At 45.4% G+C, this 23,081-nt stretch carries 16 protein-coding genes; 4 read left to right on the top strand and 12 right to left on the bottom strand.

All coding sequences use genetic code 11. The annotated features are described in order from the left end of the window. Positions 1-98 precede the first annotated feature (98 nt). On the top strand, positions 99-680 hold the full coding sequence (locus ACFS25_RS14485; RefSeq protein WP_381502088.1) for a hypothetical protein: 582 nt from the start codon (positions 99-101) through the stop codon (positions 678-680). 150 nt (positions 681-830) lie between these two features. Here ACFS25_RS14485 and ACFS25_RS14480 read toward each other — a convergent pair whose 3' ends face one another. From ACFS25_RS14480 to ACFS25_RS14460, 5 genes are all read right to left on the bottom strand, one after another. Further along, the gene (locus ACFS25_RS14480) at positions 831-1,265 is read right to left on the bottom strand and encodes a response regulator transcription factor (RefSeq protein ID WP_381502085.1); all 435 of its coding nucleotides are present in this window, start codon (positions 1,263-1,265) and stop codon (positions 831-833) included. A gap of 2 nt (positions 1,266-1,267) precedes the next feature. Then, positions 1,268-5,056: a PAS domain S-box protein gene (locus tag ACFS25_RS14475; protein WP_381502081.1), complete on the bottom strand. Its 3,789-nt coding sequence runs from the start codon at positions 5,054-5,056 to the stop codon at positions 1,268-1,270. Positions 5,057-6,362: 1,306 nt separating this feature from the next. Next, positions 6,363-6,959 (bottom strand): DUF7010 family protein, encoded by a 597-nt coding sequence (locus ACFS25_RS14470; RefSeq protein WP_381502078.1) that lies wholly within the window; start codon positions 6,957-6,959, stop codon positions 6,363-6,365. Between the two features lie 126 nt (positions 6,960-7,085). Continuing rightward, positions 7,086-9,044: a PAS domain-containing sensor histidine kinase gene (locus tag ACFS25_RS14465; protein WP_381502075.1), complete on the bottom strand. Its 1,959-nt coding sequence runs from the start codon at positions 9,042-9,044 to the stop codon at positions 7,086-7,088. Positions 9,045-9,487: 443 nt separating this feature from the next. Further along, positions 9,488-9,637, bottom strand: coding sequence for a hypothetical protein (locus ACFS25_RS14460; RefSeq protein WP_381502073.1), 150 nt, complete (start codon positions 9,635-9,637; stop codon positions 9,488-9,490). Between the two features lie 245 nt (positions 9,638-9,882). On the opposite strand from ACFS25_RS14460, the gene ACFS25_RS14455 reads away from it, so the two are divergent. Continuing rightward, complete coding sequence (locus ACFS25_RS14455) at positions 9,883-10,050, top strand: hypothetical protein (protein WP_381502070.1); 168 nt, start codon at positions 9,883-9,885, stop codon at positions 10,048-10,050. A 299-nt stretch (positions 10,051-10,349) separates the two neighbouring features. Continuing rightward, entirely contained in the window at positions 10,350-11,021 is a 672-nt protein-coding gene (locus ACFS25_RS14450; protein WP_381502067.1) for a TetR/AcrR family transcriptional regulator, read from the top strand. A 178-nt stretch (positions 11,022-11,199) separates the two neighbouring features. Here the strand turns inward: ACFS25_RS14450 and ACFS25_RS14445 are convergent, their stop codons facing one another. The 6 genes from ACFS25_RS14445 to ACFS25_RS14420 all read right to left on the bottom strand — a co-directional run bounded on the left by ACFS25_RS14445 (position 11,200) and on the right by ACFS25_RS14420 (position 20,169). Continuing rightward, the gene (locus ACFS25_RS14445) at positions 11,200-11,412 is read right to left on the bottom strand and encodes a hypothetical protein (RefSeq protein WP_381502064.1); all 213 of its coding nucleotides are present in this window, start codon (positions 11,410-11,412) and stop codon (positions 11,200-11,202) included. A gap of 327 nt (positions 11,413-11,739) precedes the next feature. After that, entirely contained in the window at positions 11,740-13,254 is a 1,515-nt protein-coding gene (locus tag ACFS25_RS14440; protein ID WP_381502061.1) for a DUF4832 domain-containing protein, read from the bottom strand. Between the two features lie 726 nt (positions 13,255-13,980). Beyond that, positions 13,981-14,397 (bottom strand): hypothetical protein, encoded by a 417-nt coding sequence (locus ACFS25_RS14435; RefSeq protein WP_381502059.1) that lies wholly within the window; start codon positions 14,395-14,397, stop codon positions 13,981-13,983. Positions 14,398-14,695: 298 nt separating this feature from the next. Next, positions 14,696-15,892, bottom strand: coding sequence for an OpgC domain-containing protein (opgC, locus tag ACFS25_RS14430; RefSeq protein WP_381502057.1), 1,197 nt, complete (start codon positions 15,890-15,892; stop codon positions 14,696-14,698). Positions 15,893-16,780: 888 nt separating this feature from the next. Continuing rightward, positions 16,781-17,635, bottom strand: coding sequence for a bestrophin-like domain (locus ACFS25_RS14425; protein WP_381502054.1), 855 nt, complete (start codon positions 17,633-17,635; stop codon positions 16,781-16,783). Positions 17,636-18,543: 908 nt separating this feature from the next. Further along, positions 18,544-20,169 (bottom strand): amidase, encoded by a 1,626-nt coding sequence (locus ACFS25_RS14420; RefSeq protein WP_381502052.1) that lies wholly within the window; start codon positions 20,167-20,169, stop codon positions 18,544-18,546. A gap of 384 nt (positions 20,170-20,553) precedes the next feature. Between ACFS25_RS14420 and ACFS25_RS14415 the strand changes: the two genes are divergently transcribed. Next, positions 20,554-21,423, top strand: a complete 870-nt coding sequence (locus tag ACFS25_RS14415) for a tetratricopeptide repeat protein (protein ID WP_381502049.1) — start codon at positions 20,554-20,556, stop codon at positions 21,421-21,423. Between the two features lie 13 nt (positions 21,424-21,436). Here ACFS25_RS14415 and ACFS25_RS14410 read toward each other — a convergent pair whose 3' ends face one another. Continuing rightward, complete coding sequence (locus ACFS25_RS14410) at positions 21,437-23,020, bottom strand: M61 family metallopeptidase (RefSeq protein ID WP_381502045.1); 1,584 nt, start codon at positions 23,018-23,020, stop codon at positions 21,437-21,439. Positions 23,021-23,081: the final 61 nt, after the last annotated feature.

Genomic DNA, 23,081 nt, shown 5'->3' with positions numbered 1-23,081 from the left:
AGGTTCATCTGTCACTGAAGATCTTCTCTGAACAATCGTTTAGTGCCTTGGTTGTGATATAGCTAATGCAACATCTTATCTCAAAACAAGGCTGATTAATGACTACTCCCTTTACTCAACACCTGTGCGCGGCTCTGATAGGGATCGCTGTCCTTACCTCTTGCAGCCGTCCTGTTGCTTATTTTCAGCGTGGATCCGTTGATCTCTCTGCCACACTCAATACTCAATCTGGGGACATACCTACGCCAGCCCAAGTTAGTGCTGCACCGACAGAGCCGCTTATGCAGGCCAATACAACTAGTACCCATCTTGACGCCTACGTCCGCAATGACAGTAAACTGGTGCTAAATAAAACGTTGAGTAAGCGTATGGATCGGATGAAAAAGTTACTGGCCTCAACTCATGGAAACCTAGAGCCGACGGCGAACTACGCTCTCCGAAAAATGAACGTGATGGAAAGGTTGGTGTTAAAGAAAATGAACAAAAAAATCGGTCAGCAACGGGTATCCAGCAACCCGGAAAAAGCAATGGGTAACCGAGTTCATCTTATTGGGGGTATTGTTCTGTTAATTGCAGGTTTAGTTCTCCTGATAGCCGGAACTGGCACAGGCGCCTTCATTGGCCTGATTGTCGCGCTGGTAGGTGCCCTTGGGTTAATACTTGGTTTATTTGGGGAGTAACTAACATTGGCACAAAAGGTGAAGATATCGCATCCACAGGGGTGGGCATACCCGAATGAGTTTACTCATCGACACGGCTTCTGTTCTATAAAATTCTCGATAGAGCGCGATCAGCAGGGATGAAATACAGGTATATCTAGCCAAGTGATGTTACGCTTGTGAACCGCTCCCCAGTCCAGATTGTGGTGGTAATTGTCGAATTGCGCCTTTGGATTGGCCCTTCGCAACGCCCTTTTCGATGGCGAGCAGTAACTTCTGTAACGTAAAGGGTTTGATCAGGTAGTCATCCGCCCCCTGATCCATACCCCGGCGCAGATCCGCTGGTTCCGTTTTTGCCGTCAGAAAGATAAATGGCACATTAGCAATCGACCGATTATTTCGGACCACAGCCAGCACCTGATATCCATCGACTTCCGGCATCATGATATCACACAAAATCAGGTCAGGTGGTTGCAATAAAGCCTGATTGATGCCTTCCTGACCATTGACCGACGTTTCCACGTCAAAGCCGTGCAACATCAGCATTTCTTTTAAATTTTCCCGGATCTGGGTATCGTCCTCAACGACGAGAATTTGAGTAGCCATTTTTAGGTAGTAATCATTGGAATATATGGACTTGACAAAAAATCCGTGACCGGCAATAGCCGTTCTTCATCGACACAGTCAGTCGGCACAGTAACTGTACACGTGGTTCCTTGCCCTTCTTCACTGGCAATGGTGAGATGGCCGCCGTGGAGTTCTACGAATTGCCGGGCAATGACCAAACCCAGGCCTGTACCGGGAATGCCGGATGTGTTACTGGCCCGAAAAAAAGCCTGAAAAAGCGTTGATAATTCTCTGGCTGGAATGCCAATGCCCTCATCAATAATTTGTAAGAGAAGGTGATCATCCTCAAATATGATGCGCAAACAGGGCGCATTTGTCGAAAACTTGAATGCATTCGTTAGCAGGTTAACGATTACATGGCTAATTAATTTATCGTCAAGATAAACCGGGCAGGGAGTTCCTTCCAATAACAGGCGAACGCTGCGATGTTTATGCTGCTGGCTGAAATGAGTGGCAATAATTTCTTCGCAAATCGAGACAATATTGACCCGCCGTGGGTTAAAACTTACTTTTCCCGACTCGATGGTGCCAATGGTTAGAATGTCGGTTAGGAGTCCGCTAAAGTGGTTAATTTCTTTTTCGATCACAACCAAATGTTTTTCAACGGACACTCGGGCGCTGGCTGCGGGTAAATCCATGTATAGCTTGATCAAATCGACACTGGATTGCATCGTTGCCAATGGAGTGCGAAACTCGTGCGAGGCCGTTGCCACAAATTGCGACTTGAGCTGATTCAGTTCCTGCTCCCGATGCAGGGCTTGCTGCAAAACCAGTTCTTTTTCTTTTTGAAGGGTAATATCATTGACGATGCCAATGTGGCGTACCGGCACCTCCTGACTATCTTTCATAACGAACGTTTGAATCTGAAGCCATCGAACTTCCGTATGGGTACCCTGTATGCGAAACTGAACCGTCACTTCCTGCCCTTGCCGGTATTTGTTAAATTCGGTCATCAACATCGCCTGATCTTCAACTAAAACAGTCTCCAGAAAAGAATTCATGTCATCGGTGTGAGGGGAGGCAATGCCAAACATGCGTTCGTAAGCCGAGTTAATGTACAACAAATCGAAGGGCTCGACCGAATGAATCCAAAAGACCTCATCGACATTATCGGCAATTTCCCGAAACCGCTGTTCACTTTCCCGCAGGGATTTTTCAGACAGATTTTGTTCTGTTACATCCCAAACCACGCCAACATGCCGAATAGCATTACCTTGTTCGTTCCTGATTATTATACCGCTGATTTTAATATAACAGACTTCTCCATCTGACCGTACGACACGAGTTACATTTGAAATCGTATCTCCTGACAAGTGTTGATTGTAGCGTTCCAGAAAAGCGGAGAGATCATCCGGATGAACTATTGTCAAGAAATCCTGAAAACTAAAATCAGTCCGGCCAGATGGTAACCCATAAATTTCCCGCACACGCTCGTCCAAGATAAGACGGTCATTTTCCACATCAACTTCCCATACACCCTGCCCAGCGGCCTTGGTAGCTAACTGAAGCCGTTGATTTAGGCTTCGCAACTGAATTTCAGCTTTTTGTTGTTCGGTAATATCCCTGGCGGACGCATAAATGAGTTGGTCAATCCTTACGGCGTTCCATTCCATGATGCCATAGGCACCATCTTTTTTCTGGAACTGGCTAATCTGATTACGCAGCGGCTGGTTGTTAAGTACTTCCTTAAAAAGTTGTCGAATAGGTTCCCGTTCGTCGGGATGTATCAATTCCCAAAAGGTCATCGCTGTCAACTCTTCCTTCACGTAGCCCAGCGTTCGCTCACAAGCCCGGTTAACAGTCAAAATATTTCCTTCAAGGCCGATTATAGCGTGTAAATCAATGGCTCCTTCGAAGAATGTGTTTAGTTCCTTGTTGGTTTTCTTTAGCTTTTCTTCGGCTATTTTAAGTGCTGAGATATCAGTGGCAATAGCCACGTACCCAATAACTGTTTCGTCTTCGTCCAGTAAGACACTGGCCGCTAACAGAAGGGGCATCAGTTGCCCTTTTTTACTACTGGTCAAACATTCACAATCAAGATAACCCTTAGTTTTCAGCAAGCTGAGAAACAAGGCTGAAGGAGGACCGGCTAAATCGAGAGATTTGTAAGAGTTTAATCTGATCGGCTTTTCCGGTGATTCTTGCTCCAACCTGACTACCCGGCCAATAAGCTCATCTGTCGTATAGCCTAATAGTCCTTCACAAGCCTGATTAGCCGTCTGAATGACGCCATCAATGTTTGTGGAAATAATGGCCTGACCGGCATTTCGTAGTATAGCCTGATGTAAGGTCGACAACTGCCTGATCTCGCTTGTGCGTTCTTCTACCCGTTGCTCAAGTTGTTCGGTATACTCTTTAAGCTGTTCATTCAGTTGCTGCTGATACAATACAATTGCTAATGAGCTAGCCAACTCCTGGGCAATCTGCCGGTGCTCCTCAGTAAAGAAGTATGTACTAAACGACCCCAGCACAAACGCCCCAATACATTCATTCCGACTATATAAGGGTACAATAAGTAATGAGCGAAAGCCTTGTCCGTAAATGTTTAGTTCAGGTATTATACCCGCTGAATCAGGGGGCAGATCAGGATTGTAAATAAACTGATCTGCCCCCTGATTCGGTGGAAACTGCTCATAAAAATACCGCGCCGACACGGCAACAGCAGGATTCATATTCAACTCTCCCTCTACTACCCGGCATTTAGCTACCGCCAGTCCAGTCGCCTTATCGAATTGGAATACCGTTATCCGGTCGCAGGGAACCATCAAATGCACATACTTCATGGCGGTCAATAAAGGCGACTGATCGATTGATCGGTAACTTAATAAGGCCCGATCAATCGCGTGTAACCCCTCAAGACGCTGATTGGCCCGCCGGAGGGCGGTTTCCTGCAGAAAGCGATGAAGTACGTTAGCAATCAGCGTACTGAATGTCTTCAGTAGTGAGATGTCATTATGATCCCATGATTGGGATTTATTAGTGGTGTAAAATCCAACAAAACCCTGCGTTTTATCCTGCTGAATTAGTGGAACAAGGATCACTGAATGAAGGACCAATGTGGCCAGGTGGGCTTTCTCCCGGATGGCTTCCGGAGGTAATGTATCCGCTCCAACAAGAATGAGTTGCCCATGTTGCAATTGCTGATGTATCCAGCCATACTGGGTAAGTAACACATTTTGAATTTCATCCTTCCGAGATGAAATATCTGGGGCATACCATTCGTGGATACAGCTACCCCGTAGATAGTCGTCCGAATATAGGAAAACCAATGCCCGGTCGGCGCCAATATGTGTGCTGATCTGTTCTAAAGCTTCGACACAATACGAATCCATTTCCCTGGCATCCAGGGTGAGTAGCCGGCTCGCCACACTCGAAATGATGGATTCCATCGCTAACCGGCGACGTAATTTCTGTTCCGTTTCTTTCTGCTCACTTACATCCTGAACATTGACTATTATTTGACCCTCTGCTCGGGTTAACGTAATCGTAAGCCATAAACCTCGATCGTGCTGGTGCAGTTGTTGTGGCTCTCCCGTCTGACTGACGGTCAGTAATTGGTGAACCAACTCGGTTTCCGGTACCGACGGGAAAAACCCACGAATGGGTTGTCCAATCAATTCGTCCTGAGTTCGCCCAAGCATTTTAGCAAAAGCAGTATTGACCTGTTTATAGCGAAAAACGGTAATTATTCCTTGAGGGGAAAAAATTGGCTCTACGAAGGCAACTCCTGATAAAGACGTATTAAACCAAACCTGCAAATTTTTCTTCATGTTTGACTAGTCTAGCCGAACCCTATCGTATAGTAAGTAAATGCTTGTCAGGCTTGTACGATGCTCAATTGACCACACATACCACAAAAGACAATCGCTGTCCATGAAGTTGGGATACGGTTGGAACGGTATTGCCCATAGAGTGAGCCCGAAGTAGAGGTTAGTCTCAACTAGTCCGAAGGAACCAACCTATTATCCCCCAAATCTGATTGGATAGTCTCTTTCGCATAACCTGACTATTCTCCCTTCACACCCATTGATCGTTACTTATTCGACTACGTTTTCCCGAAACGGTGTGCCACTGTTAATGACCCAGTTCCAGTTCCAGGTGTAGTAAACGCGATAAAGTGGTAAGCTTTTATGGCCGCTTAAGCGACCTTTGTTTGGCAAAGGCTACAACGCAGACAAAAGACAAAGTAGAATCTTAAATTAGCTGATACTATTCTTGTTGAGTAACAATCGCGAGTAGGCCGAAAGCTGTTAGTCTTAGGAGACTACTTTACACCTCGCTCGGCAAGGTGAAAGAAAAAGCCATTAGAAGATTGATGAGATTTAAATCAACTTTTACAACAACTAACTTATTGAGTCGTATACTATTAAAGTAGAGCGTAAATTTACAATTATAATATCTATAAAAACGAATAGTTATCTTATAATTAATTCCGTAAACTAAATTTAGTAATTCTGTCTAATATCTTATTTGGAGAAGAAATAGCCTTTTTACTAAAATGGTGACCGAATAAGAGGGAGATACACTAAAATGTACCTTTTAACGGTCAGAAAAAAGCTTTTCCAGAATGAACGTATCCCCCTGCAGGCCGTGTCCCGGCAGGGATGTATAAGACTAATAGAGAATCCTGTTGTAGGCAAACCGCAGGTGTTAGCAACATAAGTCACTCAGTGGCCTCGGGCCTGTACTCACTTGTACAGCCCTGAGTAAATAGACTATTTTAAGAAAAAACTTGTTGCACACTAGCATGTTTACGGCTCGCTTTAAGCTGACTTTTGGTTCGATGACGGCACTCTAGACATTCAACTTTGCCGCCCCTGCCGACGTGTTGGTTAAGTGGTGAGATTCCCTGCGCTTGAAGGCAGTTGTCGGTGGTGTGATAGACTAATTGTTGAAGGCAATAAAAGGGTGATAGTTGAGCCATCTTGGTGTAGATTAAAACTTGAATTAGTAGATAACTTAAACCGGGAACAACCGGCTACCTGTGAGCCTGTATATTTTTACATCGGGGGCCATTACTGCCCGTTAACCGGCCACAAACAGCCGATTTGCTATCGTACGGACCTGAAAGGTCAATTAAGAAGTCAGTTGCCGGTTTAGATCAGGGCTGAATGACTTTTTTTTGATCTGGTAATCAATCACCAACCAAATAGCCAGTATAAAAAGTGAAACGCTCATAAAAAGAGGAATCAAATACAGTTCTTGTACTGGAAGTATAAGCCCTAGCCACATCGCTCCAATACTGATTAAAACGGACATGACCACAAATGATTTGGTATTATAAAACCAGGCATACGGTAAAAAATGAGCCCCTGTAATGATAACATAGACCATAATAAAGTGCTCGGTATGTTTCAGATAAACGACTAGCAAAATGGGAAAGTAGGCTAGTTGGGCAACATTCAACCAAAGGCCCAAGGGCTGAAGTGGATTACCGGGTATGTTCCAGCTAGTTCGTATGAGTTTGGAGATGAGCCACGCCAGAGGTAGCATGATTCCCCCGACATAAAAGGTTAGGGTACCCTTAGTGGCTACTCCATAAGGAAGCATCCAAACGTAGGTAATCAGGAGCCAGACGAGCGTAGCAGAGAGGATGAAATTGAGACCATTTTTCGCTTTGATAGACAAATCAAGACGAAGTAGATCAATGTCAGCCTGAGTAAAAGAGGGCATAGTTTTTTCGATTAGGTTGTTTAAAGGTTAACCTAAGCGCCCACTTTCTAAAGTCATTAATGATGAATGGTCAGTTTGTCGATATAGGCTGTTTAGTGCCGTGTTAGTAAGATTACGTCAACGATTTTAGCCATTATTAACACTACCGGGTAAGTATACGCAGAACGTGGCTCCCTGACCAGGTTGACTATACGCAGTCATAGCTCCCCCATAATCAAGCACTATTTTTTCGCATATGGCCAGACCAATGCCCGTGCCGCCATACTGATTCTTACCATGAAGTCGCTGAAAAATTTGGAACATCCGATCCAGATATTTTTCCTCGAAGCCGATTCCATTGTCAACAACCTCCATGCATAGGAAAGTGTCTGCCTTATGAGCAGGCTTAATGGAGGGCGGCAGATCAGCCGCCGATACCCATTTGGCACGAATACAGATAACTGGTATTACTCCCTGCCTTCGGAACTTAAGCGCATTGCTAAGCAGATTTTGAACCAGCTGACCCAGTTGTGACTTATCGCCCCTCACCATCGGCAGTGGATCAATGGCTACCTGAGCACCCGTCTCGGCAATGAGTACCTCCAGATCACTCATCACCGATTCAACAACTTCGGATAGGGAAACCTGAGAGAGAGCCTTTGGCCGCGTCGTGATACGAGCGTAGAGAAGCAAATCCCGTATTAAGACCGACATACGGTTGGCAGCCGACTGCATTCGCTCCAGGTAGTCAATACCTTCGCCCAACTGAACCCCATACTGGGACTTGAGAATATCGCCAAAAGATTGAACTTTACGCAGGGGCTCCTGCAAGTCATGAGAGGCTATATAGGCGAATTGTTGCAGGCTCTCATTCGACCGCTGCAACTCCTGATTGGTATAAGAGAGCGCTTCGTTCATAGTGGTCAGTTGATCGGCCAGCAGGCGGTAGCGTTCGTGACTTTCTTTTAATGATTTTTCTCCTAGTTTCCTTTCGGTCAAATCGCGGGTAACCTTCGAGAAACCAATGAGTGTTCCGTTGGTATTGTAAACCGCCGTAATAACCACATTAGCCCAAAACTGGCTTCCATCTTTTCGCACTCGCCATCCTTCTTCTTCATATTTACCTTCCGCTCTGGCTATTTTTAGTTCATACGGGGGCTTACCATTAAGATTATCTTCTTCGGAGTAAAAAATAGCAAAGTTCTTTCCTATAATTTCTTCTTCAGTATAGCCTTTAATTCGCTTAGCCCCTTTGTTCCAACTAATTATCTTTCCATTTTCATCAAGCATAAAGATTCCGTAGTCGCTTACCTGCTCGACCAATGACCGATACCGTTCTTCACTCTCGTGAAGAGTGTCTTCACTTTGTTTGCGTTCGGTCAGGTCACGAGTAATTTTCGAAAACCCAATAAGTCTATTTCGCTTGTTATACAAAGGAGTCAGGACAATAGTAGCCCAGAAAGCAGAGCCATTCTTTTTTACCCTCCACCCTTCTTCTTCGTATCTTCCTGTTTCAATGGCAATCGCTAATTCTTGTTCAGGCTTCTTATTTTGAAGGTCCTGCGCAGTATAAAAGATGGAAAAATGTTTACCAATGATTTCATCGGAAAAATACCCTACAAGGCGTTTGGCCCCGTCATTCCAGGTTAAAATATGTCCTGTGGTATCTAACAAAAAAATGGAGTAGTCTTTTATACCCTCCACCATTAACCGGTAATTTTCTTCATTCTTACGGAGCTCCAGTTCATGTTTCTTTTTTTTAGAAATATCATGAAGAATGCAGCTATAGCCCGTCCATGTGTTTTGTTGATCATACACAGGAGACACAATCATGTCTGCCCAAAATGTGGTCGCATCTTTTTTTGTTTTCAAGACTTGAGCACTAAATCTTCCATTTTTAAAAGCCAGACCTAATTCATAGTCTGCTTTAATCATGTCATCCTGATGAGTATAAAGCAGGGATAAATGCTTCGTCAATAATTCAGTGGCAGAATACCCGGTGATCACAGTTGCTGCCGGATTGGCATAAGTGATATAGCCGCCCTTGTCCAGCATAAAAATGGCCTCACTTATGCTCTGAAGGAGTAAATGGGAATCGGTAAACATGGCTAGAGCTGAAAAATCCTAAGAATAGGTCGGCAGGTAATAGCTGCTTTTTTCAGAAAGATACCCACTATTATAACCTGAATGCTTAAATCATGTGTTGGGATGCCCAAGGTATACTTACACTGCGTGGCAACGTTACTAGTCCATTGATTGATAAGGCCAACAAACAGGACTCTCCGTCTGTTTTGTTAATCGCATTTACAAGGTGTTCACAACGCTTTCCACGTCCATTACATCAGTGATTATACAGTGAGTTGGTAAGTCGACGGCCTAACAACTCGCTGGGCACCTGATTAGCACTACTCTATTACCTGCTATTCATCTGCGGCCAAATCAGTGTTCGTATTTATTCGTGCTGCTCTGATTCTGACTATCAAATTCTTTAAGTTTCTTAACCTACAAAATTAGTTAAACGTACCCCTTGCTGGCATTCGGACGATAACCTAATTATTCCGAAGCTGGTAAAGGTCCCGCTGGAGACGTGTAACCTGATACCGACAGTAAGCCAACTGATCGGTGGGAGCGTGTTCATCTCGCAACGTATCCAATAAGTGAAGCCACTCGCTCAGGTGCCGTTCTGTAAGCGATGTCATTGTCATATCCGAGTCGAAATGGACCCTTTCTTGTGTCTGCTGAGTTTCCATTGATTTATCTATTTACGTGTAGGAGCCAAATTTTAGTCAATTTAATCATAACATAATGCCATAAGCTACTGTTTACTCATTTAGATTTTTTTAATTCTTTGCCGCGTATGAGTGCCATAATGAAGTTAACAGTAAAGAATGTCATCATTCTCTGGTTTAGTGAGGATACCCCAATCCACCAATACAAAATCAAAATGAATCCCAAACTATGGGAAATGTGCCAGCAGGTCAGCCAGGATTTTAAAGCCCCCTCCGGTAAACTGGCTCAGCAACAGTTCCGTAAATCGGATAAAGTTGCATTTGCCAGGCAGGTGCTGGCCAATTTAGCTAAAGAAAAATCCATGCCTGCTCAGGCATTATAGTAAGTAACTTAGTGACGACATAACCAGTAATTAAGGCGTCACAATTCCAACTTAGTTGAGCCATAGTTATCAAATTTGAATAAACTAACCTTACTTACTATGTTCAATCGCTTCAGTACTCAGTTTTACAGGGTGAATTAGGGACTCAAAACAGATATAAGACTGCTATACGCTTTCTTGGCTCAGCTATTTTGGCTATTTCCCGAAAAACAATCGAACAAGATGGCTTCATATGAGTTAACATAGTATATAAGGTATATACACTTTGTATAGCAGCATCAACGTATTGAAAACTAATCATGGAGAAAAATAAACGTAACCGAACGGTCACCACTCAGCGAATTATTGATGCCCTGGAGCAGATATTAGATGAAGATGGATTAGTGGGCGTTACGGTCAATCTAATCGCGGAAAGAGCGGCTGTGAGTAAAGTGCTTATTTACCGGTATTTCGGAGGATTAGAGGGTTTGTTCGAATATTATGTTGGGATGGGTCGTTTCGTCCCCCATTTTACGCCAGCCTGGCTGGAACAGATGCAGCCAGCTAAGCCTGGAGATCTTGCCCCCCTTTGGTCGAGTCAGACCCTGCAACTCTTTCGCAGATTCCGCGTCTCACGAGCTGCTCGTGAGGTACTTAAGGCCACAGTTATGGAGAATAATTCGTTAGCCGATGTGGTTAGTAAAGCCCAGGACGCTGAATTAACCACTATGGTCAATCAGCTGTCTTTTATTGAAGGGGGGGGTGATCATCAGGCAACTTCAGCCGTGCTGCTGGGAGCCTTATCTTATCTAACTATACAGGCTCAAAACAACCGGTCTGTGATTGGCCTTGACCTGCGCAGCGAAGCGGGCTGGCAACGAATTGAAGAAGCCGTTAAGGTGATCTATAAAGGCTTGAGTCGGCTCGCTATTGATTCTCCAACTACCCATGTTGCCACCAAACCGGTAAGCGTGGCGGTGGGTACCTGGTAATTTTTTTAGCTAAAACACGAACTTCTGTACTGAAACCAAGACAACCGGAACGTAGTACGTTCCGGTTGTCTGCGTTTACACATTAACCAATTAACTTTAAGTGACCCTTTGGCTACTCATTGAATGGTGTATGCCAGGTTCTTTTACAGATAGATCAAATTCTTTCCTGCCATACCATTTACCGCTTACTATGCACCTCCCGTAAGCTATCAACGTAACTGTTTGGGTACGTTTTACCTAACAGGCCATACCCCTGATCAATCAATTCCTGATAGGTAAAATCCTCATTCTTCACCCCGTGACTGGCGTTATCAGTTACAGCCAGCCCACAAAGGAAGTGGTTGATAGAATCATTTTTTGCGCTTGACCCCACCCGTATATCGTACCACATAGTTTTACTGTGATATTTTTTGTCCAACGGGGCACTGCCACAACCAAGCAGAGGCAATAAAATGACAGTCAATAAAAGACAATTGACAAAATTTCTCATGGCAGCAAATTACACTAATCCCATTACGAACCGAGCGCCTTACTACGTGTTTATATTCCCCGCAATGGGATAAATCTATTCTTAACTAGTCTTTACTAGTGGCTTTTACCCTTTCACTGACCCCTCCTACCAATTAAAGATCGGACATTGTGATGGCCTATGGAACCGGACCAACCATAAAGATAGTAGGCTAAATACATCCTGTTCAACTACAAGTAGCTCCGTGTATTAACGAACGGTGAGAACATAGTTTAGTTGATTGAACCCAGTATGATTTTCCCAAACACCCTCATTAGCCAGCTGTACGCTATAAGCAGGATTTTTTTCCAGGGAGGAATACCCATCGGGTAAATTAAGAAGTACCTCATAGCGACCCCTCTTTAAATTATTGGGAAGGTTAATTGAATGCCGGATTCGATGGTGTCCGGGCAACCATCGACGAACATCGGCTGGTAATACAAAGGCATGAATGGCTCCCGTAGTGGTATTCCGTAGAATAAGCTGAAGGGGACGTGGGTTATAGGGGGCAGCATAGCCCACATTATCGATGCTCAGCCCAAAGCTCAACGGCTGCCCAACTCCGACCGTTTTAGGTAACTCGGCTTTGCGTAGTACGAATCGGTACCCAAGACGACGACGGATACTGGCAAGACAACCGTTGGTTTGCCAATCATTATTTACCTCGTTATTATAACTGGCGTTGAGATAACTATAATGCATCAGGGCCATCTCCTGCTCGGCGCGACCCAGCGGAGCGCAGTCATTTTGAGGGCTAAAGGCATCATCGCAGGTCTCGCCACCCACGGCTGTATACCGGCTATCCTGCGCCATGTATCGGCGTAGTGGTTCGGTGGCGGGGCCTCGTTTTGCCGAGGAATTACCCACATCATAAAAGGTACCGTAGTCATCTGCACTAGCCAAAAAGCAGTCGTTATGGAAACCCAGCCGCGCGATGGGTAAGCGACTTAAGCCATCTGTCTGAGCCATAGCCGCTGATGTGACCGGGGCCTTGGGTCCGTAGATAAATCGTTGCTTAATCTGCGGAGTACGTACTTGCACCATCCGGTCGGTGGGTAGGGCTTTCAACAGGGCCGCCAGCACTTGGTTGCGATCCTGCCAGCTACTATCAGGAACCACGCCCAAGCTATTAGTAGAGGCATCCCCAAAATAATCTGTAAAGTAGTTTTCTCCCCAAATCCCAATAAAACCCATCTGCAGAACGGCGATTACATCAGCATTCTCCTGAAGTAAAGGCATCAGTTGGCTAATATGATTTAATACAATGGCCTTGGGAGCATCACCATAAGGTGGACATATCTTGTATTGATCTGGGCAGTTACCCGTTGTGGTTTGGTCGGTGTAGGCAAAGCGGAGAATGAGTTTGATCCCCGCTGAGCGGGCAATGGCAAAATCAGCCCTGACATTTTCCAGAAAGCTCTCACTTAATGGAGTGGCCTTAAAGGTTTCCAGCCGATAACTCCGATACACCAATGAACAGAAAATGGAATAGGTCGCCTTCGTCATGCGCTGGGGTTGCGTTCGGAAGGTAGCCAGAGTAGCGGCATTAAGAGGAACAAATTTGGCCGAAGAAGTGGCTATTGGAATGTAAAATCCCCGTTCGGGGTTAGGAAAATCCTGCTGACTCTCTCGATAGGTCAGCTTCTGAGTTTGTGCTTTGAGGGTAGTCTGACCAATAAAGAGGTAGATCACTAAGACAAATAGCAGGCGTAAAAGGTAGTTCATGCGTACAAATAAATAGCGGACTTAGTTAGCTAAACACAACTGGCCCGGAGATTGACGATTCTCTAAATAACACAGGAATGGCCTCATTCAACGTGTTCTATTCTCTAATTTTAGGGTAAATTTAGTTACAGCTTTTTAAGCAGCAACAACGTTTATATAAACCGTTCATATGAAGCCGCTGCCCTCTACACTATTGTAAGTGGTCTGTTTTTTTGTACTACCCTGATGATATTGGTTCATCACGTCATTCCGCTGCCTAACTAGTGTTGGATCCAAGCCTGTGGGAACGCACTCCAGCAGTAGAGAAATAAACATTATTAAGCAGAAGTCGTTATCTATTATATGGCTTAACTGATTCTTTAGTAGGCCATATGGTGTGGATAGAACCGGAAAGCAGGCTAGCAATGTTGGTCTGTTTTTTTTTATAAGTAGCTGCGATATTCCGGTCATATCTACGTGTACTATCCTTTAATCAGAAGTTGACAATCCACAGGATTAGGTCCGGCTGCCGCTTAATGAACGTAAACGCCAAAAGTGGCTGGACGCTTATTAAGCCACTGACCCCAACCTGACCAGTGGCCCATAAAAAAGTCGGCTACATTCAAAAGCCGACTTTTTTATACACTTGTACACTACACCAAATATACTTGTACTTGACAGGATAAGGTAGCTAGTAAACACATTTCGGACACTTCACTCCCACCAGATACCATTAAGAAAAGTTATTTATGGACGGGGAGGAGTTGCGCTAGTTGAAGACGAATTAGTGTTCTGATTACCCCCCGTACTTTTCATTTTTCGGCTGCTTCGCCCCTTACTTTTGAATGACACTTTACTTACTGTCCCTGATTGGGTAGTGACAGGACTACCACTCTGACCGCTGGCTCCGTCATTAGTGGCACTACCACTCATAGAGCCATCTGTTGTAGAACTGCCATTTGCCGAGTTAGACCCCATAGTGGAGCGGCCACCGGATTTTCCACGACCGCTCCCCATTGAGCCTGAACCGCTAGTCGTTGCTGCTCCTACGGTTGAGCCATTGGTTCCTTTAGCCATACCACCTTTACTAGTGGGTGTTGTTTGCGCCTGTGCACTGAAGACGGCTACGAATAGCATTGTCCCCATTAATATTGCCTTTTTCATAACCTTGAGTTTTCTGAGCGTAGTTAATTAAGCTACCTAACAGAATAACTTTGAATAAGGAATAATAGATAAAACTATGTAGTCTTTTTAGGATATGGTCCTGACTTTACTATCTGGAATACTAGTAGAGTGAAGCAAGGTCGGTACACCCTCATGAAGAGCAAGCTTAAAATTAGCCACTAGCATCAGCATCCTTACCTTTTCGCTCTTCAGTCAACAAATCAGCATATAAAGAGAACTTAAAGGCTATTGATGTTCATTATTTACGGGAAGAAATGGTATGTGAAAATTGCAAAAATTAATTTACTGGTTTATAAAAAAAAGATTTTACGTCCTGATAGTAAAGTGAAGATTTACTCCACAGAATAGGGGCCAGAAAGAGGGCAGCTACGACTGCAAATGTCAATAATGTCTCTAATGGGAAAAAATAATACTGCTTAAACAAATGGAATGAGCTAAGGTGATTTAGGCAGGAATTAAAGGGAGACAAGAACAAGACCAAAAGGAGGTGAAAGAAAAAAACTTCTATGGAATTTTTTCCAAGGTAAATAAGCGGTTTATAGCGAAACCAATCTTTAAATTTCACCATCAAATAGCGAATAAGGATAAAAATAACGGCAATATTAATGCCTCTTAGGGGACGGAGATATTTTTTATCTGCCCAAAAATGTATGTCAAAATCAGTAGATTCAATAAGATGAAGTGAGATTGCGTTTCGTAAAATACATAAGCAACCTGCCAAAATGAGTGCACTATAAAGTACCGGAGGGCGATCGAAAATAAAAGCTAACTCATGCTTGAAAGACTTATAGCCCAGAAAAAGGCCCATGACAAATAAAAATTGCCAGCTAAGAATATCGAACGCCCCTGTATCAATCCACCGACCCCAGCTTAACCAAGTATAATTGAGCTGAATTTGTTGAAATGTACCGATTAAATATACCAGAAATGAAATCCCTAAAACCAAAAAATGTCCCTTGATATTTTTATGTAGATAGGTAATAATCCAGGGGACAGGGAGTAAAAACAGGGCATACATGGGCAGAATATCCAGATTCTTGGGTTGGTAAAGAAAGCCCGTAGCTAATATTGAAGCTACAAAAGGATGTTCCAGCATTGTAGAATAGTAGAGACCCCAATGGTTTTTAATTACCTCTAATGATAAAACAGCCAGTAAGCTAAGAATGAAGGCACTGATATGGAATTTGTAGATAAGCCAGGATCTATTAAAGGCAGTTCTACGAATATAGTATTCGCCTTTCTTTAAATATTTATTAGTATAGATCAGACCTACGGTGAACCCCGATAAAAACACAAACCCAGCGGCTCCTTCTACCCAACCAATAGCTTCTCTGGTTATACGAATGAGAAAATTATTTCCCGATATAAAATGATTGATTGTCATCAATACCAGTAAAAACCCTCTAAAAAAGTCTATCTGTTCATTTCGCTCCTGGCTTACAACGGGCTCGAATTGCTTTCTCTGGTTTTTCACTATAGCTCTTTACGGTCAACGAGTGATGCTGGGATGACGGCAACAGAAGCCAGTTTGTATATGGCTTCCAGTGTAAAATCAACAGTGTAGTTGACAAAAAAGAAGGATACTCTCTTAAAGGCCATTTATTTGGATTGGCATTGCGAAAAAAATTTGTAACCCGACGGGTGAGGTTCAGCTAAGAGAAAATACAGGAATCTTAAGAAATACAAATACAGTCCCGAACAGCTTTTTGGTTTACTAATAAATGGCGAATTCATCAGGCACTATCAGGAAATAGTAGATTTGCAGAAAATGGGGTTGCCATTTATTTTACTTCTTTACCGCCCAATTGAACGAATTTCTTTTGACAATGATGACACCGATAAGCCCGCGTTAAAAAGGGGATTAATCTAAGTACTATTGGCCGTCTGATTCTGTCTAGTTGCCCGGGAGCCGTTCCGCAATGAGGACAATCGCGCTGTAGCGTAAAGTGCATGTTGCTTAAGGGGTTAACCCTATTCCGTGGGAAGTCAGGGACGCTGTTGGTAGGCAGAAGGCTTATTCTCACCTGTACACGAAAAGCAGAGGGATGTTTTGGCTTACTTTTCTCTGCAGATTATAGAGAAAGGGTACGCATTTTACTCATCCAATAGAAGTCCGTTAACTAAACACGATAGAAACGGTAGCACAACAAAGATAGTAATGTTACTCATAACTAATACCAGTAACATCACTATCTTTTCCTTTCTACTTTGTTTGACTAGAAACGCCAGCCAGTGACAGTGAGCGACAAAAATGCCTCGCTTGGCTTGAGGCTATGATAGCCCACACGGATAGGTGAATTCCCTGTTTTGGAGCTGTCGATTGTCGATCATACTAGCTGATAACGCCTTACGCCAACCGTTTCTACTTTAAGGCTGCGTGCATGACCTTGTCCAATACCAGCTGATAAGCTGCTGCGGAAACGCTTACCTCTCCCCAATAGGGGTGATCCAGAGCCGCAATTAGAAAAATCAAGAGCCCGATCACTGCGGCTAACAGACTGACCAGTAGCCCATGAAACCAGAAATCCTTGACTAAAAAAAGATACGAAAAAGCCAGCGTCAACAGTGCCCCCAATATCACCGCATACCAGATCACCCCCGGTACACTCCCACTGATCGACTCGGCCCGTAAGCGACGCAGTTCCACCAGTGAGTTAAAGGTCCGAATGGCTTCCTGATGGATAATCTTAGTCGTTTCAGTTGTCGGTTCGAAACTCATAAGCTGGCGTTGCAGTCGAACCAGCACTTCCGACTCCCCGTCATGGATGAAACCCCGCTGTTGGAGGGGCCAGGACTTTTGTACAATGAACTGCGTATACACCTGCAACTGAGTTTGCAGGATAACTCGCTGGGGTAATGGATACCCCGCCAGATTCCGGTAGAGCACCGCAATACTGGCGGCTTCCTGAGATGCTAGCCCCGTGGCCTGGGTGTAATTACTCCAGGTTGCTACGGTGAGCAAGCCCAGCAGTAAGCCATATAACACCGTCACACCGGAAAAGAACCAACCTACTGTGCCGTTATCAACCAGGGTGGCAAACGTGCCCTGATTGATGCGTCGGTGAATAAAAAATAAGCCTGTTAAAGCCAAAACGACAAAAAAAGCAATCGTCAAAAAAGCAAATAGCCAGGTAGGCACATTATAAAGCCAGATCATAAAGAGTCCGCTATCGTTGACCGAATGGATCTGATCCGGCAGGTTCGTTGGTTGTTGCATTGGGTAAGCAAGCGGCTTAGGCCCAATGGGCTGATAGCACTCCGGGTAGATACTCGCCGGAGCGAAGAAATGTTTGCCAGTAAGCGACTAGCGTTTCGTTGAGTGGCCGGTTACTATGGCAGATTCCGGGTGTAGTAGTTCCAGGTTTAACCAGGGAGCATTCTGCTGGCCTTTCAAGCGGAAGGGCTCCAAACAATTAGTTGATCAGCATAGTATCGGGGTAATACCGTGACAAACAAGGTCAAGAAGCCCAGATAAGACCTATCAGCCGGGACCGGACCCTCGTAGAATTAACTTAGGTTTTAATTCGTTTCAGAAAGCTGTTATACCAACGGTAATGTGCGTTTTCATTTATTAAAAGTTGGTTAATAAATGAAACCAAGGGCTTAATCGTTGTAGATAGCCCGAACAGTAACCCATTATTTTTAACCCGTAACAAAAGTTGCGGCATCTGCTCGCAATGAAAACGCCCAGCGATTAAGCCAGGCGTTTGTTCATATTCAGGAGAGCCTGAATGACGAATAAATTCATTGTTCTTATATCGATACGCTACTTTGCCGTATCATCATGCTGCTCAGTCTTGGTTGTTGTCACTTCACTACCAGGAACATCCTTTCCATTTTCTTTGGACTCAGTCTTCGTTACAGTTGTATCCGTTTCCTTTTTAGTAGTGTCCTGCGTGCTCGTGTTAGTTTCTTCTGAATCTGGCATATTCCTTTTGTTTAAAGTCATTACGAAGAACCAGATGACAGAGAATATGTTCTGAAAATCAATATACGGGAATGGTGTTTTTTTGGATAAAACCAGCGCGTATCCGGCTTTAATTCATTCATAGACCTTTTCAGAATCAGTTGTTTTTAGCATTTACCTGAAGGTTACCCGTACAATTCCAGACTGACTAAATCTAATCAACTTGGAATCAATGATTTAACAAAAGTGGGCCGTATCCGCTTTTTAGAAGCCTGTTCATAAGCATAGCCTATAGTGAGTAACGCGCCTTCCTGATACGCACCGGCGATGAGTGAAAACCCGACGGGTAACCCATGAACGTTGCCCATCGGAATGGTTATGTGCGGATAACCCGCCATAGCCGCCGGTGGACAAAAATAAAATCCAGTGTCATAGTCGCCGTTAACCAGGTCAATGCAGCCCGCAAAACCGATGCTGGTACCGCAGATTGCATCCAGCTTGTTGTCGGCCATCAGTTTATCAATATACTGGCGCGAACTCTGCGTTTTAGTCAGTGCATCGGTGTACTCCTTACTGGTCAATCCCGCTTTGGCCTCACTGCTTTCGAGCGTTTCCTGTTTGAAGAAAGGCATGGCTTTGGCCTCATTTTGTCTATTAAAGGCAATCACATCGGCCAATGACTTAACCCCTGCATTGGCCGTCGACAAGTACCGATTTACGCCGTCTTTGAACTCGTATTGTAGCACCGTAAACTCTGCTCCACCAACATCATGAAGGCTTTTGAGTAGATCAACCTCAACAACAGTCGCGCCCTGTTTTTTCAGTACCTCAATGGCCTGTTTGTACAACCCGACTACACCTTCATGCCCTTTTAGAAATGATTTCTCAACCCCGATGCGCTTTCCTGACAAACCAGCTGCGTTTAAAAACGTAGTGTAGTCTTCTGTTCCTTTGCCAGTGCTTTCGCCGGTGACGGCATCAGCCGAATCGACACCTACCATTGCCCCCAGCAAAATGGCCGCATCAGTTACCGTTCGGGCCATCGGTCCGGCGGTATCCTGTGTTTTAGATATGGGAATAATTCCACTGCGGCTAACCAGACCCACCGTCGGCTTGATACCGACAACGCCACAAAAAGACGAGGGGGCAATTACTGACCCATCGGTTTCGGTGCCCACTGCAACAGCACACAGATTAGCCGATACAGCCGACCCTGACCCTGAACTGGAACCACACGGGCTACGGTCCAGCACAAAGGGGTTTCGAGTTTGGCCACCCCGGCTACTCCATCCACTGCTCGACCGGGTTGATCTAAAATTGGCCCACTCGCTGAGATTTGTTTTGCCTAGTATTACCGCCCCTGCATCCCGTAACTTAGTGACGACAAAAGCATCTTTAGCCGCTTTGTGACCTTCCAGGGCTAAAGCACCGGCAGTTGTCATCAGTTGATCGCCGGTGTCAATGTTATCCTTTATCAGAATCGGTATGCCATGCATCGGCCCCCGAACTTTACCCGCTTTGCGCTCTTTATCCATCGCATTGGCAATCGTTAGAGCGTCAGGGTTGACTTCAATTACCGCATTCAGGTTAGGGCCTTTTTTGTCGATTGCCTGAATGCGGTCCAAATACAGTTGGGTGATAGCCGCTGATGTGTACTGACCTGACTGCATTTTTTTCTGCAAGTCGCTAATAGTCAATTCATTCAGTAAAAAATCGTCGGTGAAGGCTTCGGAATCGTTTGCCGGACTTGTCTCTTTAGGGGTGGTCGTGCAGGCTGCCCCAACAAGCGAAGTAGCCGTAATACTGACGACTGAGCTATTCTTAATAAAACGTCGTCTGTTCATGAATGTGATTCGGTAAGTATAGGTAAAAGCATGGTTGTTTTTGGGCTATGGTCGTAGCCCCTGGGGTTAGTGACAGCTAGTTGATATTCATCAGGAAGTCGTTGGCAACATCAACTTTTAAAGTTAATAGATTAAATTAATTGAAATTTTTATTGATACCCTTAAACGTGCGTACTAGCGGGAATCTGTACCTTTTAATCATTGAGCCACGAAAACTACCCTCCTTGTTTAACAGGTTTTACTTTTTCCGGGAATCGAAATTTCAGACCCCTCAACAAATACTTGGGCGAAATGAATGACAGAGCGCATCGTTTACTAGTTATAGTCTGACGTGTTTAAGTGTAAGATTTCTACCACTTTCATACATTACTTGCGCTACCTTTTATGCTCGAACTCACGATACTGACTGTATTTATTGGCTATGTAGTCTACCTGCGGTATTACGCCGATCAACGGTCAAAAGCCGAAATAGAAGCCGATCGACTGCGCGAGGGGATTACACTCTACGAAACGGATCAATATGCTAAAGCGCTGACGTATTTCAATGACGTGATCAACACTCGGCCCACGTCGGCTGTTGCTTATCTTTACCGGGCCCGCATCTATAGGGCATTAGGCGATCCGCAGGCAGCACTCGTCGAGTTAAACCGAGGCAAAAGCTACGACGATACTATTGCCGAGTTGCACCTGCAAAGCGGACAGATTCACTACGAAGCCCAGGAGTATCCAACAGCCTTTCAGGATTTTGACAAAGCGATTTTTCACGCCCATGGCGACACGGCCGAGCCCTATCGCTGGCGTGGTCTAACCCGCCAGCAGCTCCATCAGGATATGGAAGCGGATCAGGACCTAGCCAAAGCCACCCAAATTGACCAGCGCCTGCGTGAGCAGATACCACTTCAGCCGCCAGGCAAACAAGCGTTCTTTGATCGACGATTGCTATTGAATGCCGTTTTAACCGCACTCAGTGGGCTGATTCTATTGTATATTATCAAAAAGAGTCAGGTTATTCACGGGCCGTATTTATGGGCTGCTGCCTCAGCCGTGGGACTCGGCTTCCTCGAACCGCGCAAAGGGTGGGTCTTGGCACTGATTCAAGCTCTTCTACTTGTTCTCGGTTATTATGTACTGGTCGGACCAGATCTGCTCAGCACCCGTCGGGAGGTTGAAGTGTTCAGCTTATATGGTTCGATTGGCCTAACATTCGCCGGGAGTCTGATTGGAAGTGTGCTGCGAAAGGCATATTCAACGTAACAACTCACCGTGTCTACTGGCCAATCCATGCCCGACGCAGGGCAAGCTGGGTTGGAGTTGGGTGGTCCACCAGGCTGATTGTGTAGTCTTTCGCATCGTACGCCATGCCGACTTTAGCCAGTGTTTCAGCCAGAGGAAGGGGCTTGCCCGACTCCAGATAGTCACGAAAGAAATCCCGCATCTGAGGGAACGTCAGTTGGGTCAGGCTGTCAAACAATTGATCGTCGACAAAGGGCTTGTGCGGCCCGTAGCGACGCAATAGCAACTGAATCAACTCCTGTGTACCCAGTTTTCCGCCCGATAATTCCCGGAGTTTGATGTCCAGGCAAAGGTTGAACAAAGTGCCCTTAAGATAGAAGTTGTAAAATTGGTCCTGACGGGTCGATACCTGCCGACTCAACTGCGTCAGGGATAGCGTGTCGTCATACTGGCTCATCGCTTTGGCTTTGCTTTTCAGCGTCGCCAGAAACTCGGGTAAGGTTTCCAGCTTCTCCCGGATGGGCATGTGAATCGTCTCATACTCCGTCAGACCCTCGTAGAGCCATAGATGCTCGGAGAAGATGGGCCGGCGAAAGTCGTAATCCTCAATTTGACGGGCGTGAATATTGAGGGGAGTCACCACATGAAAAAACTCATGGGACGCAATGCCCCGAACGTAGTTGGCGAGATTATCCCGGTCGGGCGATTCCAGCAGGCACAGCGTCGAATGGTTGTGCTCCAATCCATCACCAACCAGCCTACCAGCTCCCTGGTGCTGATTATAATAGATGAGAAACGTATATTTTTCTACCGGCAACGTGCCACCCAGATAGGCACGCTGGGCTTCGAGCATCGTTTTCAACGAGCGAGCCAGTACCGGCGCATAGGGTTGCTTGCCAGCCGCGTCGTACAGAGCCACCAGCACCCTGGTTGACCCGAGTTGAATCCAGGCGGTGTCGGGTCGGGCGTATAGTACGGGCGCATCCACTAACTCCCGATAGGTAGGTGCCTGCACTACATCCGTCGTATCATTTAGCGGCTGGGGCGTTAGATATGAAGCCCCATAAAAGCCGGTCGGCTTGGTAAAACGTACCTGATAAGGTAGAGCCGACTGACCGTCCAGGTAGCCAATGAAGGTGCTGTAGTTGAGCACAAAGGCACTGTCGGGATGGTAGGAGCTACCAGCTGAGCGGTAAAAAGCGGGTACACGGCCTTTTGTGGTGCTAAACTCCTCCCATGTTTGCGATACGGTATAGGTAAGATGGTGCAGGCGGCTGGCTTCGGCAATTGCCCAGCTATTTGTGTCTTGTCGCACCACGGCCAGCGGCTTATCCTGGAGGTCAAAAGCTGCGAAGTCGGCCACATACTGCCCAAAATTCATCGTTCCATAGATACCGGGCACCACTTTGGGCAACACGAATACCGCTTGCTTATTCCGTGTAGGGGGCAGCTGTACACTTACCCGTAGCCGGTGCTGCTCCAACTGGCGAAGGTTCACGGCATAGTGATAGCTCGTAGTCACGCCCGATGCTGTCCGGGTTAGTTTGGCTGTAGTGCAGGACGCCAATGCCATTCCCAGTAACGCCAGAGAAAGACCTATTTTTTTCAGGTTACGCATAAGTCAAGTTACGGTCGTGCCTTAAAAGTGACCATTTAAGTTGAAAAACAACTGGTGTATG

The organism is Spirosoma flavum, assembly GCF_042686045.1.
Lineage (GTDB): Bacteria > Bacteroidota > Bacteroidia > Cytophagales > Spirosomataceae > Spirosoma > Spirosoma flavum.
The sequence above is the reverse complement of the archived record's forward strand: the minus strand, read 5'-3'. Positions and strand labels throughout refer to the sequence as shown.

Excerpts from the sequence above, each read along its gene's own strand:
- ACFS25_RS14485 (WP_381502088.1), top strand. The coding sequence starts at position 99 with ATGACTACTCCCTTTACTCAACACCTGTGCGCGGCTCTGATAGGGATC.
- ACFS25_RS14480 (WP_381502085.1), bottom strand. The coding sequence starts at position 1,265 with ATGGCTACTCAAATTCTCGTCGTTGAGGACGATACCCAGATCCGGGAA.
- ACFS25_RS14475 (WP_381502081.1), bottom strand. The coding sequence starts at position 5,056 with ATGAAGAAAAATTTGCAGGTTTGGTTTAATACGTCTTTATCAGGAGTT.
- ACFS25_RS14470 (WP_381502078.1), bottom strand. The coding sequence starts at position 6,959 with ATGCCCTCTTTTACTCAGGCTGACATTGATCTACTTCGTCTTGATTTG.
- ACFS25_RS14465 (WP_381502075.1), bottom strand. The coding sequence starts at position 9,044 with ATGTTTACCGATTCCCATTTACTCCTTCAGAGCATAAGTGAGGCCATT.
- ACFS25_RS14460 (WP_381502073.1), bottom strand. The coding sequence starts at position 9,637 with ATGACATCGCTTACAGAACGGCACCTGAGCGAGTGGCTTCACTTATTG.
- ACFS25_RS14455 (WP_381502070.1), top strand. The coding sequence starts at position 9,883 with ATGAATCCCAAACTATGGGAAATGTGCCAGCAGGTCAGCCAGGATTTT.
- ACFS25_RS14450 (WP_381502067.1), top strand. The coding sequence starts at position 10,350 with ATGGAGAAAAATAAACGTAACCGAACGGTCACCACTCAGCGAATTATT.
- ACFS25_RS14445 (WP_381502064.1), bottom strand. The coding sequence starts at position 11,412 with ATGTGGTACGATATACGGGTGGGGTCAAGCGCAAAAAATGATTCTATC.
- ACFS25_RS14440 (WP_381502061.1), bottom strand. The coding sequence starts at position 13,254 with ATGAACTACCTTTTACGCCTGCTATTTGTCTTAGTGATCTACCTCTTT.
- ACFS25_RS14435 (WP_381502059.1), bottom strand. The coding sequence starts at position 14,397 with ATGAAAAAGGCAATATTAATGGGGACAATGCTATTCGTAGCCGTCTTC.
- ACFS25_RS14425 (WP_381502054.1), bottom strand. The coding sequence starts at position 17,635 with ATGCAACAACCAACGAACCTGCCGGATCAGATCCATTCGGTCAACGAT.
- ACFS25_RS14420 (WP_381502052.1), bottom strand. The coding sequence starts at position 20,169 with ATGAACAGACGACGTTTTATTAAGAATAGCTCAGTCGTCAGTATTACG.
- ACFS25_RS14415 (WP_381502049.1), top strand. The coding sequence starts at position 20,554 with ATGCTCGAACTCACGATACTGACTGTATTTATTGGCTATGTAGTCTAC.
- ACFS25_RS14410 (WP_381502045.1), bottom strand. The coding sequence starts at position 23,020 with ATGCGTAACCTGAAAAAAATAGGTCTTTCTCTGGCGTTACTGGGAATG.